The sequence below is a fragment of the Thermoanaerobacter sp. A7A genome (assembly GCF_000445185.1).
Lineage (GTDB): Bacteria > Bacillota > Thermoanaerobacteria > Thermoanaerobacterales > Thermoanaerobacteraceae > Thermoanaerobacter.
The window spans coordinates 17,217-35,288 of sequence record NZ_AVAF01000115.1 but is presented as its reverse complement, the minus strand read 5'-3'; the positions used below and the strand labels follow the sequence as shown (position 1 = coordinate 35,288).

Sequence of the window (18,072 nt, the reverse complement as noted above, 5' to 3'; positions counted from 1 at the left end):
ATTTGCAAATGCCTATTTCAAACTACTTTGACATTTTCCTCTCCTAAAACAGCATACAATTGTTTAATTAATTCCCTACTTCCATCTACCCATAAGTCTCTATTAGCAACCAATAATTTTTTACTATTAAGCTTTAGAACTACCGGCATATTACCAGGATTTTTACGTAATATTTGCTTAACAATCTCAATCTTTGTAGAATCCTGCAAATTAAGATAAAGTTTTTTCACTATCGCTTGAGACAACGGCTTAATTTCATCACATAAAATTTTAGGCTCTTCCTCTTCCTTTAAACTAACCTTTCCCCTCACTACAACCGGGCTGTCTTCTTTTATTATACTGGAATACTTTTCATATACAGTTGGAAATACTATTACTTCTACAGTTCCATACAAGTCCTCAATTGTGACAAAAGCCATCATATTATTACTTTTTGTAAATTTAATTTTCTTTGTAGCTATGACTCCCGCTATCACCACTTCTTGGTTATCTTGCAATTTAGGTTGAAACATTTCCTCTTCGCTAACTTTAAAATCCAAAGTAGTGGCATTAGTAATTTTAGGAATATCATCCACATATTCTTCTAAAGGATGCCCACTTATATAAAGACCTAAAGTTTCTTTTTCCATAGACAACAATCTGCTTTTGGAAAATTCTTCTAAATCAGGAAATTCAAATTCCACACCATGACTTTGTTCTACTTCGCCAAATAAAGAAATCTGCCCATTTAAATTATTATTTCTATTTCTCTTTATATTTTCCATTAATTTGTCATATACTGACAAAAGTTGAGAACGGCGTACACCAAAAGAACTAAAAGCTCCTGCTTTAATTAAGCTTTCCACTGCTTTTTTATTTAATTGACTGTCCTGCATCCTCTCAAAAAAGTCGACTACAGATTTAAATTTCCCATTTCTTTCTCTTTCACTTACGATTTCCATTGTCATATTTAAGCCAACATTTTTTACTGCGCTAAGACCAAACCTTATTTTATCTTCTACCACTGTAAAATAGGAATCACTCTCGTTTATATCAGGTGGTAACACTTTTATTCCCATTTTTTTGCATATTTGGACATAAAAAGCAATTTTATCTAAGTTATCCACAAAACTGTTTAAAAGTGCAGCCATAAATTCTACAGGATAATACCTTTTCAAATATGCAGTCTGATAAGCTATAACAGCATAAGCCGCGGCATGAGACTTATTAAAAGCATAGTTTGCAAAATCTAACATCTCGTCAAAAAGCTTATTAGCAGTTGCCTCATCTAATCCATTTCTTAAAGCCCCTGGAACTATCACATTTCCCTCTTCATCAACTATCCCATAAATAAAATTCTTTCTTTCTTGTTCCATTACATCCATTTTCTTTTTAGCCATAGCTCGTCTTACCAAGTCAGACCTGCCCAAAGAGTAACCAGCGACATCTCTCACGATTTGCATAACTTGCTCTTGATACACCATGCAACCATAAGTTACGTCTAAAATTGGCTTTAAAAGAGGATGATCATAGACTATACTCTCTGGATGATTTCTATTTGCAAGATATCTTGGAATTTGGTCCATAGGTCCGGGGCGATAGAGAGAAATTCCTGCTATTATGTCCTCAAGGTTTTTAGGCTTTAATTCTGCCATAAACTGTTTCATGCCAGAAGACTCTAATTGGAAAACGCCCTCGGTTTCCCCTTTTGATATAAGTTCATAAACTTTAGGGTCATCATATTCCATAGAATCAAAATCTATAGTCACACCCCTGTTCTTTTCTACCATTTCAATAGTATCCCTTATAACCGTCAAAGTTCTAAGTCCCAAAAAGTCCATCTTCAAAAGCCCTAACTCTTCAAGGGTGGTCATCGGAAATTGGGTCACTATGGAATCTTCGTTTTTTTGCAGTGGCACGTAGTTGACAAGGGGTTCTTTTGATATTACTACTCCCGCAGCATGAGTAGAGGCATGTCTAGGAAGGCCTTCTAAAGACCTGGAAATATCAATAAGCTGTTTTACTTTTTCTTCATTCTCATATCGCGCTTTAAGTTCAGGGTTTAAAGATAAAGCTTTATCAATAGTCATTCCTAATTCAAAAGGAATCATTTTTGCAATTACATCTACCTCTGCATAGGGATAATTTAAAGCCCTTCCTACATCCCTTATAACCGCTCTCGCCGCCATTGTACCAAAAGTTATAATTTGAGCCACATTGTCCTTACCATATTTTTTTACAACGTAATCAATTACTTCTTGTCTTCTCTCATAACAAAAGTCTGAATCAATATCAGGCATGCTGACCCTCTCAGGGTTTAAAAACCTCTCAAAAAGAAGGTTATATTTTATAGGATCTATGTTGGTTATTCCCAACGTATAGGCTACCAAACTACCTGCCGCAGAACCTCTTCCTGGTCCCGTCATAATCCCGTTGTCTTTTGCAAACTTTATAAAGTCCCACACTATGAGGAAATAATCCACATATCCCATTTGCTTTATCACAGAAAGTTCGTAATCTAATCTTTCAATCACTTCTTTGCTTGGATTTTTGTACCTCTTGTACAATCCTTCATAACATAAATTTCTCAAATATTCATAGGAATCAACGCCTTCTGGCAAATCGTATTTGGGCAATTTCGTCTTATTAAACTCAAATTCTACATTGCACATGTCTGTAATCTTCTCAGTATTTTCAATGGCCTCTTTACAACAAGAAAAAAGATTCTCCATCTCTTCTGGAGATTTTAAATAAAATTCATCAGTTGGAAAAGACATGCGATCTTCATCATCAATTGTCTTCCCTGTTTGAATGCACAAAAGCACTTCATGAGCTTTTGCGTCTTTTTTTTCAAGATAGTGTACATCATTAGTAGCAACTAAAGGTATTCCTGTCTCTTTGGATAGTCTTATAAGCTCTTTATTTACCTTTTGCTGTTCTAAAATTCCATGGTCCTGCAGTTCTAAATAAAAATTCCCTCGTCCAAAAATAGAGTCGTAAAAAAGTGCTGCCTCTTTCGCTTTTTCATACTCACCTCTTAAGATATAAGAAGGAACTTCTCCTGCAAGGCAAGCACTTAAAGCGATTAGCCCCTCACTGTGCTCTTTTAAAAACTCTCTGTCAACTCGCGGTTTATAATAAAAGCCCTCAATTGAAGCCACAGTCACTATCTTCATTAAATTTTTATACCCTGTCATGTCTTTTGCCAGTAACACCAAGTGATAATTTTCATTATCAATCCCATATTCTCTATCTTGCATGCTTCGAGGGGCTACATAAATTTCACAGCCTATAATAGGTTTTATTCCTTGTGCTACTGCTTCTTTATAAAAATCTATTACGCCATACATCACTCCATGGTCTGTAATAGCTATGGCTTTCATGTTTAACTCTTTAGTTTTGGCAATTAAATCTTTAATTCTGCAAGAACCGTCAAGTAAACTGTATTCAGAATGAACGTGCAAATGGACAAACATGATATAATCACCTAAACCATCTTTATTCTTTTAGAAAGTCTGACAGACATCAATGCCTTTGCAATTTCTTCTTTTTCATGAATGATTTGAATTTCCAACTTACTAAAATTATTACTAACTTCTATTATTTTTGCGAAAACCTCTATTAATTCTTCTGTACGCATAGGTTTAATAAAATAAACTGAGAAATTATCTAAAACCGCATCATATCTTTTATTCTGCGTTATAGCAAAAATACCAGATTCACACATTAACATCATCAAAGCACTGCTACTTACTGTACCAAATTGGTTAATCATCATCGAAGGGATCTTACCTTTAAATTTTACTCCATTTTCTATTTTTTCCATATCAAAATCTTTAAAAATTGTATCTTGAATAGCTTCACTAATCTGGGGCTGTTTTGTCGTATAATGTAGGGCCTTAATTACATCTTCCCTGCTTATGAGTCCTATCAATTCTCTGCCACGAGTCACAGGTAGTATCTCTACATTCCACCATATCATCAGATGGGCTGCATAAGAGAGCGTAGTAGTATCCGTTACAAATACAGGGTTAGGAGTCATAATACTCCCAATTTTATCATCATCCGATGCAGTGGCAACATCTCTTGAAGTTACCATACCGACTAACATCCCTTTAGAATCAACAACGGGATATCTGGTATGTTTAGTCTCTGTATATAATTTTTTCCAATCTTTTACTGTTTGTTGAGGCGTCATATAGATTGGATTATATGTCATTACATCGCTGACGTACAAAATCTTTTTTCGTGTCATACTTTCATTGATCGCCTTGTTTATAAGAGTCGCTACAGTAAAAGTATCATAAGAAGTAGATATAAGCGGCAATGAAAGCTTATCCGCCAGTTCTTTTATATGAGGTAATGTATCAAAACCTCCTGTAATCATCACTGCTGCCCCTGCTTTCAAAGCCGCTTCCTGTGCATCTTCCCTATTTCCCAAAATTACAAGGTCTCCTGGTGATATGTACTTCACCATTTCATCAATGGTCATGGCTCCAATTAAAAATTTGTGAAGTTCCATCCCCATTCCACCATGACCACCTAATACTGTCCCTTCCACTACATCTGTAATAACCTCATAAGTAAGACGGTCAAAAAATGGATCTTTTTGTTTTCTTCTTATAGTTCCTACTCTTGGAATCGTAGTTACAAGCATTAAATTTTCTGCATCCTTTATGGCTTTGTAAGCAGTACCTTCACTTATATGTAAAGTCTGTGCAAGACCTCTTACTGAAATTTTTGTGCCTTCAGGTAAATTTTTTATATATTCCAATACAATTTCATTTTTTTTCATAACTATCATCCTTTATACAAAAAAGGTTTCTAAAAAGAAACCTTTTTTGTTTACTCCTCACCGAATTTTGATTCAATAAGGTCCACCAATGCTTTTATAGCTGCCTCTTCGTCGTCACCTTCGGCACTCAATTTGACAATATTGCCTTGCGATACTCCAAGAGACATAATTCCCATTATACTTTTGGCATTTACTTTTTTGTTATCTTTCTCTACCCATATTTGTGAGGAAAATTTGCTAGCAGTTTGTACAAATAATGCTGCAGGTCTTGCATGAAGCCCCGTCTTATTTTTAATTTCAATCGTAACCTCTTTCATTATTGAACTCTCCTCTCTTTCAATTTCTTTGAAATTTCTTCAATCTTCCTAAGTCTATGATTCACTCCTGACTTACCGACAGGAGGAACTAGCATTTGTCCTAATTCTTTTAAGCTCAGATCAGGATAATTAATCCTGAGTTCCGCCACCTCTTTCAAATTAGGCGGCAAATAATCAAGTCCTACTGTTTCTTTAATATAATTTATACTCCCTATTTGCCTTAAAGATGCATTAATAGTTTTGGTCAAATTTGCAGTTTCACAATTTACAATTCTATTTACATTGTTTCTCATTTCTTTGTATACTCGTATATTTTCCAAGTTCAAAAGAGCACTGTGGGCTCCTATTATATTTAAAACATCAACAATTTGCTCTCCTTCTTTTAAGTATACTACATAATTATTTTTTCTTGCAATAACCTTTGAATTTAAGTCAAAAGAATTTATCAATTTACTTAAATCTTTCCCGTGTTCTAAATTATGAGTAATAAACTCCATATGATAAGCTTTTTCAGGATCGCTTATTGAACCACCCCCCAAAAAAGCTCCTCTCAAATAAGCCTTTTTTGCTTTACTGTTTTTTAAAATCTTTTGGTCTATCCCATAATTTAATTTTATATGACCTTTCTCATAATTCAATATCTTAACTTTACCTAAAATTTCTTCTGCAATTTTTGTATCAGGTACAAAGATAAGGTAGCTTAAGGTTTTTTTTAGATATCTACCTCTTCTTACCATTGTCTCAGGAATTATTCCAAATAAATCTTTTATTAACTTAAAAACTAATCTCGCCACAGAAGCATTTTCTGTAGTAAAGGTCAAAGAAATTTTTCCATTGCCATACATTGAAATGCTGCCTATCGTCCTAATCAAAGCAGCTAACTCTGCTATTTTACTTTCTTCCTCTTCAGGATAAATCCTTGCCAATTCGTCTTTTGTATCTGAAGAAAATGACATAAAGCATCACCTCAATAGGCTTATCTTTATTATACTACATTATTTCAAAAAAAAACCCCTTTAAAAAACAAATGAACAAAAAGGGGTTTATAGTTTTATAGCAAACTACAATAATTTTTTCTTTTCCCATTCAATATATTTAGGTGAATTTTTCCAATTATGTCTTTCTTCAGAATTACACCATTCCTTGAACTCTTTGTAATCTTTCCACTCTTCATATTCACTTGCTTCAACTAATTTTTTTAATGTGATAAGCTTTGTAATGTCGTAACTTCCATATAATCTCTCATAATCCTTATAATATTGATAATCTCTGCCATAGCGGGATGTATCTTTCATACCATCACCCCTGTTTTTTTTAAAAAATATAGGGGAATTTTAATTCCCCTATATTTTTCTATCTTCATATTATTCACTTAAACTCAGATTGGTTACTTTAAAATATAGGCAGAGTTAGGTTGCAAGTAAAGGAGATTTCCACTTCTTTTTAATTCCTTCATCTTTAAAATATCTTCTTTTCCTTCTACTTCATTCAAAAATATCACTTCCTGCTTGCTACTGTTATTTAGTACAACAATTATTGATTTACCTTTGTATTCCCTCTTAAAAGCAAATACCCTTCCTATAGCGTATAAAGTACAGAAACTTCCGTATTTGAGCTCCTCATTTTCTCTCCTTATAGAAATCAGCTTTTTATAGAAATTAAAAATACTTTTATTTTGCTTTTCCTCCTCCCATATCATGCATCTTCTGCAATCAGGGTCATAACCCCCTACCATTCCTACCTCGTCTCCATAATAAACATATGGAATTCCAACAAAGGTAAATTGAAACACCAACGCTAACTTCATTCTCGCAACCATGCCATTAGCTAAAGTCAAAAACCTTTCAGTATCATGACTTCCTATTAAATTAAACATAACCCTATTTACACTATCCATATGCCTCATAAGTTGCTCTGTAATCATTGTATTAAAGCGAGAAGCACTTATTTTCCTTTCTGCAAAAAAGTCTACAACCGCATTTCTAAAAGGATAGTTCATTACACTGTCAAACTGATCCCCTCTAAGCCAAGGAGAAGCATCATGCCAAACCTCTCCTACAATTATGGCCTCCGGTTTAGCTGCCTTTACAACTTCTCTAAACTTTCTCCAAAAATGGTGGTCTATCTCATTAGCAACATCCAGCCTCCAGCCGTCTATGTCCACTTCTTTAATCCAATATTCCGCTACTTCCAATAAATACTTCTGTACTTCTGGATTTTTTGTCATAAGTTTTGGCATTCTCCATACAGTATCTGCAAAAGCTTCATATGATGGTTTTGGATGAGTTTTAAGTGGCCATTCGTATATATTAAACCAATTCCAGTATTTTGATTTTTTACCATTTTTAATAACATCCTGAAATGCAAAAAAATCATATCCACAGTGATTAAAAACGGCATCAAATATAACTTTTATGCCATTGTCATGACATTTTTGCACAAGTTCTCTCGCTTTTTGCGTATCACCAAAGTGGGGGTCAATTGTATAATAATCAGTGGTATCATATTTGTGAGTAGAAGGCGATAAAAATATGGGGGTTAAATAAATAGCATTTATACCCAAATCCTTTAAATAATCTATTTTATCTATTATTCCTTGCAAATCTCCTCCAAAGAAAGAATCTGCAGTAGGTTTTTCACCCCAAGGCTTTACACTTTCAGGGTCATTTGATTTGTCACCATTATTAAACCTTTCAGTAAATATCTGATACACTATGCAATCGCTTGTCCACTCTGGAGCAAAAAAGACATCCTTTTCTCCTATATACGGGTAATGGAAAAATCCCCAAAAATGATTTTCTGGCCTTTTTTTGTAAAATCCTGCTTCTGTATAATATAACTTCTCGCCCCCATCAGATACCAAATAGAAAAAATACACAAATTTTTTATTAAGCTCTAAAGTAGTCTCATAATAATCAAATAACTCGTTGGTATGAGTTAATACCATTGGTTTTATTTTGAATTTTCCCAGCCAATCGTATCTGTCTTTGTATAAAACATACACCCTATCTACATCAAATACAGCAGTCCTTAGTACTATCTTTAATTGATTTTCATTCAGTGGATATGCGTAAGGCACATCGCTTTTATGGAATATAGCTTCTTTTATCATCTTTTTTCTCCTTTCTATGGATGAATATTTATAGTAACCGGTGATGGTGTATGTACTGTTGGTAGCTCCTCACCGTCTACAGTTATTTTAACAGCTGGCGGATATCCCATCAATATAGTAATACTATCTTTTACATCAAAAATTTTAGACATATCCTTTGTCATAAGGCCTTCATAAACGACATTTCCATCTACTTTTACACTAAACCAACATTTTTCGCCAGGTACGCTTATTTCTACTTTATAACTTTCTCCAAAGGGAACAACTTTATATTCTATTTTTTTAGAAGTCTCTGCTACTTTTTCAATCGACGTCTTTACTATAGGTTGAGAAACATTGCTTTCCTGTGGAAGATTTGTTTTGTCTTCCGAAATTGTTGAAGCTTCACTTTGATTTTGTTGTGGAATTGGTGCAAGTCCTTTTTTAACTTGAATTAGAAAATAGTAAAAACCGTATCCTATAATACCTATTATTAAAACAACAATTACTGCTTTTTTTAAAGTCAAAAAAAATTGTGAAAAATCTCTTCTCTCTTTTTTGTAAGATGTGGTCTCTATATTAGGTATGGCTTCCTCCTCTTTCTCCTGAAACAAATACTCATACTTTTTTACCAACTCATTGCCATCTAACCCTAAGGCCTCAGCGTAACTTTTTACAAAGCCCTTAGCATATACAAGTGCAGGCATTACGCTAAAATCTCCATCTTCAATAGCTTTCAAATAGCGTATCCGTATTTTAGTTATTTCTTGAATTTCTTCAAGAGTCAATCCCATTTTAATTCTTTCACTTTTTAAAAATTCTCCCAATTCCTTCATACCTATCACCCCTTACTAACCATCCACTTATTATATATTCCACACAAAATACATTTTTCCTTCATTATTTTCGGAAAAATAAAAATTAAAAGGATGATTTCAGCAAACTACCTCCATCCTTTTTCTATACAAAAGATCCACAAAAGCTTCCAAACGGGTTTGGTAACCTGCTTGTCCAGTGTTTTCATCATATACTAAAGACATCACTGGAATATTGTAATCTCGGCTAATTTTTGCAATTATTCCTTGAGCTACTATTTCAGGGGTGCAGGTAAATGGAAGTATGTGAATCACGCCATCATAATTTAGTTTAGCATATTTTACGGTATTTGCAACAGTGTTGAGCCCATGTCCTCCTATATCTCTTTCTAAATATCCTCTTGCGTTTTTCTTAAACTCCATTCTTTGAGGCAATTTAAAAGCACTGTTAATTAAATAATCTGAAAGATATTCTGTTTTTGTAACTTCTACCCCCAATTCATTTAAAGATTTGCTGATATCCATATTAGTAAAGGGTTCTAGGAGCATATAAATTTCTCCCACTAGTGCTACTTTAAGCTGTATTTTCCTCCGTACATTTGCATTTTCCTTTATTTTTTTCATGGCCTCTGATACTATTTTGTCCACTTCTTTACCATTTTGAGCTTTTTCTAGCTTTTTCATGTATTCTTCGTATATTTTTGTAGTTACACCTGGGTTATCTTCATGGGCTCTGTATTTTAATAAAAACTTTTCTAATTTATCAGCCGCTATCATTTTTTTCACTGCAAATACAAAAGATTTTAAAGCTATTTTTCCATCTACATTAGGAAAATATGAAGCTAATTCTTTTAAAAAGTCTATCAACCTGCCATGGGGTGGATCAACAATTATCATTTTAAAGTCATAGCCCAAATCTTTTAATATCTCTCTCTGCACCTGACCGTAATACCCAAATCTGCAGGGCCCAATTCCACCTAACATTATAATCGTATCTGCTCCCTTATCAAGAGCCTCAATAAAATTTCCGACATTGATTTTAAAGGGTAAACATGCAAATTCATGAGAATTTCTAACTCCTAAGGTCAAAGTTTTATTAGTAGAAGGTGGTGGGTCTATCACTTCTACCCCGATTCCTTCAAACATCGTCTTTAAAATCATATTTAAAGAACCCATGTGAGGATAAGTAATTTTCATACCATCACCGCCTTTTTATTAAATCTTAAAAGGTCTGTAAAGGCCTCCAACCTCGTCATAATGCCAGCCTCTCCAGAATGTTCATCAATTGTAATCAACATAAAGGGTACCTCCTTCGCTTTTTTGTACAGCCTCTCCAACAGTTCTTCTGTCATAGAATTAGGTCCACATCCAAAAGCAGAAACCATAATTACCCCATCTACATTCTTTTGTTTTAAAAAATACAATCCCGCTCCCAAAATATCTCTTTCATAGTTCCAAAACATTTCTTTTGAAAGCATTGATGCTCCTTCTAATATTAGATCTTTCTGTAGCATTTCCATGGTATAAACTTGTGCTCCCATGTTTTTTAGCTTCTCAATAATCCCCATACTTATGTATTCATCCATAATATCATAAGGATGAGCAATGACGGCTATTTTAAGGTCATAATTACTTTCTTCTTTTACCAAATTCTTTCCTTCCCAAACTTTTAAAGCTTCTAAATTGGTAAGACCTTCTTTCAACAAACTCTCGAACTTTTTTTGTTGGTGGGTAGCCTCAAAATAGGCTTTTAAAGATTGGTCTTTAGTCTTCCCAAACATCCTACCAACTTTTATAAATTCATTTTGAGTAAATTCATCGTTATTTTTATAATAATTAATCTCAACATCTATAATAGGTGGTAAATCACCAATTAAGCTTTTTATAAAATCTGGCAGTCCTAAAAACTTTGAACAAAGGTATTTTTTTCTTTCTACACTTACAATCCTCGGAATAAATATATAATCAACATCTTTTTCTTTTAAATTTATCACATGTCCTACATAAGTTTTAACAGGAAGACAAGCATCTTCAACACAGTTTTTTACTCCTTCATCAAGAATTTTTTTATTTGTATCCTGAGAAACCACTACTTTTGATCCCACACCTTCAAAAAAAGTCTTCCACATTGGATAAAAATCGTAATATAAAAGTCCTTTGGGTATTCCTACAGTCTTACTCATTTTTGACACCTCCTTTAAAAGCAAATACATATTTATTTTTGCCATAAGTTTTTATTTATATACAAAAATAAAAATACCGGAAATAATCCGGCATTTACAAATTGTTCCATGTGTAACAATTTTTTATCCTTTTACTGCACCTGCTGCAAGACCAGCTTGCAAATACCTCTGCAATACCATAAAGAGTATTACAAGAGGCAAAGATGCCATAACAGAGGCTGCCGCAAATTGAGTCCAGTGGGCCGAAAATTGGTTTTGAATAAACCTTTGAAGCCCTAACGCTATTGTGTAATTTTCAGGTGACTTTAGTACCGCACTGGACAAAATAAATTCACTGTATACTCCCATAAAGCTAAATAAGAATATAACTACAAGCATGGGAGTCGCCAAAGGAAGAATTATTTTCGTGAAAATTTGCCAATGAGTAGCTCCATCAACTAAAGCAGCTTCGTCCAACTCTTTTGGAAGACTATCAATATAGCCTTTTAAAAGCCATATACTAAAAGCGCTGCTACCTGCCATGACCAGCATAAGGGCATAGAGATTATCCAGAAGGTTTAATTTTGCCATTATACCAAATATAGCAGGTAATGCCATAAACGTAGGAAACATCTGAAGTATTAAGAGAGTCTTTAAGCCATTTTTTCTTCCAGCAAACTTCATTCTACTGAAAGCATAAGCTGATGTAGCAGTCAAAAATAATTGAATAGTTGCTACACCAACGCTTAAAATCATACTATTTTTTACCCAAAGTAAAAAATTAGTCTTAACAAGCACATCCTTATAATTTTGAAATGTCATATGTTGTGGAAAAATTGAACCGGAGAAAAAGGCATCTCCAGGCGCCATAGACGCTCCTACTACCCAAGCTACAGGAAACATCATTATTGCAATTACAGCCCATATAATAAGTCGGCTAATCCATAGAGATACTTTTTCATGAGGTTTTAATTTTTCCCTATAATAAATCTTTTTAGTCGTTTTTTTGTCACCAATTTTAACACTTGCATATTCCACCTTAATCCACCTCCTCGAAAGCACGAGTCATCTTCATATTGATAAGGCTCAATGTGCCAATTATCAAAAATATAATTATAGACAAAGCTGCCGCCAAGTCATACCTATTAAACTGCATTGTCATTTTATAAGCTGAACTTACAAGCAAATCAGTATGACCTGCAAAAGAAGTATCTGTCCTTGGAGGCCCTCCTCCTGTAATTAAAAACGCTGCGCCAAAATTGTTGAAATTATAAGCAAAAGATGAAATAATAAGTGGCAAAGTAGAAGATGTCAACATTGGTACTGTTATCATCCTAAACTTTTGAAACCATGTAGCACCATCAATATCTGCAACTTCATAAAGTTCAGGTGGAATAGCCTGCAAAGCTCCTAATGAGGCGTTCATCATAAAAGGATAACCCATCCACACACTGACCATTATAATCGCAACTCTTGCCCAAAAAGGATCAAGAAGCCATGGTATCATGGGAAGGTGCAACTTTTGCAGTATCAGATTTATACCCCCATACTGCTGATTTAAAAGTCCTGTCCAGGTAAGTGCGGCAATTGTGCCAGGAAGTCCCCATGGAATAATCAATATTGCTCTATATAAATTTGTTTCCCACATATTTTTGTTATTCAAAATAACTGCTAAAAGAAGACCGATAATATAACTCAATAATGTAGCTGAAAGAGCAAAAATAACTGTCCACACAAATACAGGAGCAAAAACTACTTTGAAAGGGCCGGCAAGTATATCAACAAAATTTTTAAATCCTACAAATTGATAATTTTTAAAATGATATAAATTAAAGTTTGTAAAAGCAATATAAATAGTATACAAAATAGGTGCAAAACTTAATACAGTCATAGATAGTATAGCAGGAGACAAATAAGCATAAGGTCTTAATTTATCCCGCATAGTTTTGTTTGTTTTCATCTAGCAACCTCCTTCTCTAAAAAAAGGGGCTAAAAGCCCCTTTTTGTTATTGCTGTGTTGCAATGCCTTGCTTGATTTGATTTACCATATCATCAGCAGCTTTGTCAACCGGAACTTTTCCAGATGTAATAAGCTGTAATGCATTGCCTGCAGGAGTCCAGACTGCTGCCATTTGCGGTATATTAGGCATTGGAATAGCATGTGTAGCTTGCTCAGCAAATGCATTCAAAATCTCATTATTCTTAACTTCTGGATTGTCTAAGAGGGATTTAAGAGCTGGTATCCTGTTACCTGTTTCAAATAATGGCAATCCTGTATTTTCAGCAAGATACTTCATTAAATCCCATGCTTCTTGTTGGTGTTTTGAATTTGCACTTACAAAAGCAGCTTGCACACCTGCAAAGGAAGGCATTGGTTTACCATCAACCTGTGGTAGTGGAGCAACTTTGAATGGAACATTAGCTTTCTTGAAGCCATCCACATCCCATGGACCACTTATATACAAACCAGTCTTTCCACTTTGGAAGTTACCTTTTGCCATATCTCCATTTATATCTGCAGGCATGAATTTATACTTTGTCACAAAGTCTTTTATAAGTTCTAAGCCTTTCTTTGCACCATCGTTATTCAATCCTATATCGTTTGGATCAAGTCCACCGCCTGTATCCTTGAACACATAACCGCCATAAGCAGATATAAAGGCAAAGCTAAAATAGAAGTTATTTACATCGTATTGGAATCCTACTTCTTTGCCCAGCTTAATTAAATCATCAAGTGTTGCTGGAGGCGTTTTAACTTTCTCTGTGTTATAGAAAAGCGCATAAGTTTCCATAGAAATTGGAATAGCATACATCTTTCCATCATAAGACACTGCGTTTATGCTCATTGGAACATAATCATCTTTGTTTATAACTCCCTCTGGAACTTCAGCTAAAAGTCCTGCCTTTTGGAAAGTACCCAAGTTATCGTGTGGTAAACCAAACATGATGTCTGGGCCCTTACCACTTTGAGCAGCTGTTGAGAAAGCTTGGAAGTCACTCTGGTCTGCCAAAACTTTTACTTTGTTGCCAGTTTGCTCTGCCCACTTATTTGCAATCTCTTGAACCTTTGCTATTTCAGGATCTGTTAAGTGTGACCATACTACAAGTTCTACAGGCTCTTTCTTTTGTTCTGTCTGACCTGATGAAGTATTTTCGCTTGTCTTGCTGCCACCACAACCTGTTAAAGCAGCTGACAAAACGAATACCATCACAGTCAGCAAAGCAATTATTTTTGTGTACTTCTTCATACAAATCCTCCTCTTAATTTTAATTTTATTATAATTTTGGGAAAATCCCAAAATCTTATTTCACTTTTACATTAGTCCATATACTGACACTGTCTTTAGGTAAAGTTAATCTTAAAATGTTGTTTTCATCCTTACCTTTTTCAACTTTTAAAATAACTCCTTTCAATAAACCCTTTAAATAATCGTTGTATTTGCCTTTTTGAAGAGAAGTTTTTATATTCTGTACAGTAGTCTTTTCTCCTTTATTTATTGCAACTACAACTATATCTTTGCCATATTGCCTCTCATAGATATAAACATCATCACTAACATATCTTGCTATTGTCTTACCATACTGTAATGCCGGTGTAATCTTACGCAAATTTGACAGTTCTCTAATTAAAACATAAGCCTTAGTATCCTCATTAAACTTTTCCATCATTGGCCTATTGTAAGGGTCATTTCCCCCATTTGTGTCATTGTGTAGATACTGCTCTGTGCCATAATATATTGCAGGTATTCCTCGTGATGTCATTATAAAAGCAATAGCTTCATGCAATTTGTCCTTATCATTATTGACTGATAAAAACCTCGGCATATCGTGATTGTCCACAAAAGTAATCAACTTATAAGGATTATCATAATCTTTATTTGTCTCTTCAATAGTATCATTCAATCTGTCAAAGCCATAACCTTTTTCAAAAACATCTTTTATTGCACTGTTAAGCATAAAATCCAATACAGAAAAACCACTTGTATTAGCAAATTGAATATTATAACCGTACAAAGGGTCAGTGGGACCGTTTAACATCCACTCGCCAAAAAGAATAGCATCTTTTTTAACGCCGTATATGGCATCAGCAAAACTTTTTACCCATTCCATAGGCATATGCTTTACTGCATCTAGCCTTACCCCATCAATTCCATGACTAAACCATAACTTGATAGAATCCTTTAAATACTTGTCAACAATAGGATTACTTTGATCAAGGTCCGCAAGGTCAAACAAATTTTTATCCTGCAAATCTTCTAAATTGTTCCAGTTGGTAATCCCACCATTATGATGAAAAAATTTATTGACATCATTGCTATAAGTTCCCAATAATTTCCCATCGTCATAAAGTGCACCGTTTTCAGCAAAGTCAGGATTATTTTCATCTGCAGGACTCGTATGATTGGGAGCAAAATCTAGTATAACTTTTATCCCATTAGCATGAGCAGTCTTTACAAAATTGTCAAAGTCCTCCCATGTACCAAAATGTTCTTCTACTCTTTTAAAGTCCCTCGCCCAATATCCATGATAAGGTGCATTTATTTCGCCATTATATATTGCCGGTTTGTTGATGTTATCTACAACAGGAGAAATCCAAATAGCTGTTACTCCCATCCCTTTTATATAAGGAATTTTTTCTGTCAGTCCCTTTAAATCTCCGCCCCAATACATTCTCCAATTGGTATAGGTTGGATCAAACATACCTTTACTTACTTTAGGGTCATCGTTGGACTTATCACCATTGTAAAACCTATCTATCATAACCTGATATATTACATCCGACTCAGGAACATTATTAGAACTGGCATCTTTAACACCACAACTGGTCAGCAATAAGGATAAAACTAAAATTATCGCCGCAAATAGCTTTACATTTTTTCTCATCACTTTCCCCCTTACAAGTAATTGCTAATATATTACAGCAATCGCTTTCTTGAAATGTATTTTTTAAAAGCGCCCAATTGCAACAGTCTTGCAATCGCTTGCGCTTGCTTTTACTTGCTTTTAATAATATTGTATATCTTATTTCAACAAATGTCAATATATTTTTTTGTACAACATAGACTAAAATTTTGCATTTATACTAATAGGCTTATAATCACTTCTGCAAGCTTTTGCTCATTATGCCTTATAAATTCCTTTTTTAAAGCTACTAAATTTTCTTCTACTACTTTAATTCCCATTCTTTCTAACTGATTTTTATCGTATTCAACAGGTTGTGACATGTCTTTTATATAGCGCTCCATATAATCATGAGGAATTTCGCCATTGTTGACAATAATGTAATCTATAGATTTAAGCCCATGTTCAAAAAGAGCCTTCACATGGTCACAAGCAGTATAACCCAAAGTCTCTCCTGGCTGTGTCATGATATTACATACATAAATTTTAACCGCTTTGGAGGTTTCAATAGCATCACACATTCCATCTACCAAAAGATTAGGTATTACACTTGTATATAAACTTCCAGGACCCAATATAATGGCATCAGCATTTAATATATCCACTAACACTTCTTCAAAAGGCGCTGCATGAGAAGGTTCAATATATATCCTCTTTATCTTGCTGTTTTCTTTTTGTTGTACAACAGGAATTTGCGATTCCCCTTTAATAATAGTCCCGTTTTCCAGCTCTGCTACAAGCCTTACATCATTAAGAGTTACAGGAATAACTTTTCCAGATACAGCAAGCACATCACTCATCTTTTTTACAGCTTCTTCAAAATTTTTAGAAATACCTATCATGGCTGCCAAAAACAAATTCCCAAAATTTTGTCCTTTTAACATTCCCTCAGTAAACCTGTACTGCAAAAGTTGTTCCATTGTAGGCTCTGTATTTGCTAAAGCCAGTATACAATTTCGTATATCTCCAGGCGGCAGTATCCCTAAATCCTGTCTTAGGATTCCCGAGCCACCGCCATCATCTGCTACTGTAACTACCGCAGTAATATTAGTTGTATAAAATTTTAACCCCCTCAACATAGTAGAAAGCCCTGTACCTCCACCAATAGCAACAATACGAGGTCCTCCTTTAGAATTATTTTTCATAATCATATTACTCCTCTCCTATATCTCTATGGTGCAAAATAACAGAATAATCTTCTTTTTTTAGAAACTCATAAAGGGCATTTGCAATAGTAACAGACCTATGCTTTCCTCCTGTGCATCCAATAGCTATAACAAGTTGAGATTTACCTTCTCTTATATAATACGGGATTAAAAATTTAATCATGTCCCCTAATTTTTTTAAAAACTCCTTTGCTTCCTCCCACTTCATCACGTACTCTTTTACCTTATCATCATTTCCTGTTAAAGGTCTTAACTCTTCAATATAAAAAGGATTAGGCAAAAACCTCACATCAAATACAAGGTCAGCATCAAGAGGTATTCCATATTTATATCCAAAAGACATAATATCTATTATGATTCCTTTAAACTTTTTCCCTTTTAAAAAGATATTAGACAATTCCTCTTTTAACTGGGAAGAAGTTAAATTAGAAGTATCTATTATGCTATTGGCAATTTTCCTTATTTCTGCAAGTCTCTTTCTTTCCTCATTTATTCCATCAACTATTCTACCTTCCTCAGAGAGAGGATGTTTTCTTCTGGTTTCTTTAAACCTCTTTATCAAAACCTCGTCAGAAGCTTCCAAAAAAACTATTTCGTAATCGTAGTTGTTTTTTTTCAAAAACTCAAGGCTAGAATAGATGTCCTCAAAAAACTGGCCACCTCTTAAATCCATACCAAGGGCTACCTTATCAACATTTTTTGAGTGATAAAAAAGGTCAGCAAGTTTTGGAAGAAGAGCAGGTGGAAAATTATCTATACAAAAAAAGCCCATATCCTCCATCGCTTTTAATGCCTGTGTTTTTCCAGCGCCAGAAAGCCCTGTTATTATGACAAACCTCATAAAT

At 34.3% G+C, this 18,072-nt stretch carries 15 protein-coding genes; all 15 read right to left on the bottom strand.

The features are described 5' to 3' along the window. Positions 1–17: 17 nt before the first annotated feature. Entirely contained in the window at positions 18–3,455 is a 3,438-nt protein-coding gene (locus M663_RS0108325) for a DNA polymerase III subunit alpha (protein ID WP_029688592.1), read from the bottom strand. Between the two features lie 11 nt (positions 3,456–3,466). Beyond that, positions 3,467–4,774, bottom strand: a complete 1,308-nt coding sequence (locus M663_RS0108320; protein WP_009052940.1) for a DRTGG domain-containing protein — start codon at positions 4,772–4,774, stop codon at positions 3,467–3,469. 50 nt (positions 4,775–4,824) lie between these two features. Next, positions 4,825–5,091 (bottom strand): HPr family phosphocarrier protein, encoded by a 267-nt coding sequence (locus M663_RS0108315; RefSeq protein ID WP_003868320.1) that lies wholly within the window; start codon positions 5,089–5,091, stop codon positions 4,825–4,827. Then, on the bottom strand, positions 5,091–6,047 hold the full coding sequence (gene whiA / locus M663_RS0108310; RefSeq protein WP_029688591.1) for a DNA-binding protein WhiA: 957 nt from the start codon (positions 6,045–6,047) through the stop codon (positions 5,091–5,093). Before whiA ends, M663_RS0108315 begins: the two co-directional genes overlap by 1 nt. Positions 6,048–6,152: 105 nt before the next feature. Next, positions 6,153–6,386, bottom strand: coding sequence for a hypothetical protein (locus tag M663_RS0108305; protein ID WP_003868318.1), 234 nt, complete (start codon positions 6,384–6,386; stop codon positions 6,153–6,155). 92 nt (positions 6,387–6,478) lie between these two features. Further along, complete coding sequence (locus M663_RS0108300; RefSeq protein ID WP_029688590.1) at positions 6,479–8,203, bottom strand: glycoside hydrolase family 13 protein; 1,725 nt, start codon at positions 8,201–8,203, stop codon at positions 6,479–6,481. 14 nt (positions 8,204–8,217) lie between these two features. Further along, positions 8,218–9,018 carry a helix-turn-helix domain-containing protein gene (locus tag M663_RS0108295; RefSeq protein ID WP_012269127.1) on the bottom strand — a complete coding sequence of 267 codons (801 nt, stop codon included), beginning with the start codon at positions 9,016–9,018 and terminating at the stop codon, positions 8,218–8,220. A 99-nt stretch (positions 9,019–9,117) separates the two neighbouring features. Then, positions 9,118–10,194 (bottom strand): 2-hydroxyacyl-CoA dehydratase, encoded by a 1,077-nt coding sequence (locus tag M663_RS0108290; RefSeq protein ID WP_012268668.1) that lies wholly within the window; start codon positions 10,192–10,194, stop codon positions 9,118–9,120. Then, positions 10,191–11,180, bottom strand: coding sequence for an acyl-CoA dehydratase activase-related protein (locus M663_RS0108285; RefSeq protein WP_029688589.1), 990 nt, complete (start codon positions 11,178–11,180; stop codon positions 10,191–10,193). Before M663_RS0108285 ends, M663_RS0108290 begins: the two co-directional genes overlap by 4 nt. Before the next feature lie 123 nt (positions 11,181–11,303). Then, positions 11,304–12,197 carry a sugar ABC transporter permease gene (locus M663_RS0108280; protein WP_003868312.1) on the bottom strand — a complete coding sequence of 298 codons (894 nt, stop codon included), beginning with the start codon at positions 12,195–12,197 and terminating at the stop codon, positions 11,304–11,306. Between the two features lies 1 nt (position 12,198). Continuing rightward, positions 12,199–13,119 carry a sugar ABC transporter permease gene (locus M663_RS0108275; protein ID WP_029688588.1) on the bottom strand — a complete coding sequence of 307 codons (921 nt, stop codon included), beginning with the start codon at positions 13,117–13,119 and terminating at the stop codon, positions 12,199–12,201. A gap of 46 nt (positions 13,120–13,165) precedes the next feature. Continuing rightward, a complete protein-coding gene (locus M663_RS0108270) occupies positions 13,166–14,407 on the bottom strand; it encodes a maltose ABC transporter substrate-binding protein (RefSeq protein WP_029688587.1) in 1,242 nt (413 codons plus the stop codon). Positions 14,408–14,462: 55 nt separating this feature from the next. Next, positions 14,463–16,043, bottom strand: a complete 1,581-nt coding sequence (locus M663_RS0108265; protein ID WP_029688586.1) for an alpha-amylase family glycosyl hydrolase — start codon at positions 16,041–16,043, stop codon at positions 14,463–14,465. Between the two features lie 194 nt (positions 16,044–16,237). Further along, positions 16,238–17,212: a YvcK family protein gene (locus M663_RS0108260; RefSeq protein ID WP_003868730.1), complete on the bottom strand. Its 975-nt coding sequence runs from the start codon at positions 17,210–17,212 to the stop codon at positions 16,238–16,240. Between the two features lies 1 nt (position 17,213). Then, the gene (gene rapZ, locus M663_RS0108255; protein WP_003870534.1) at positions 17,214–18,068 is read right to left on the bottom strand and encodes an RNase adapter RapZ; all 855 of its coding nucleotides are present in this window, start codon (positions 18,066–18,068) and stop codon (positions 17,214–17,216) included. Positions 18,069–18,072 lie beyond the last annotated feature (4 nt).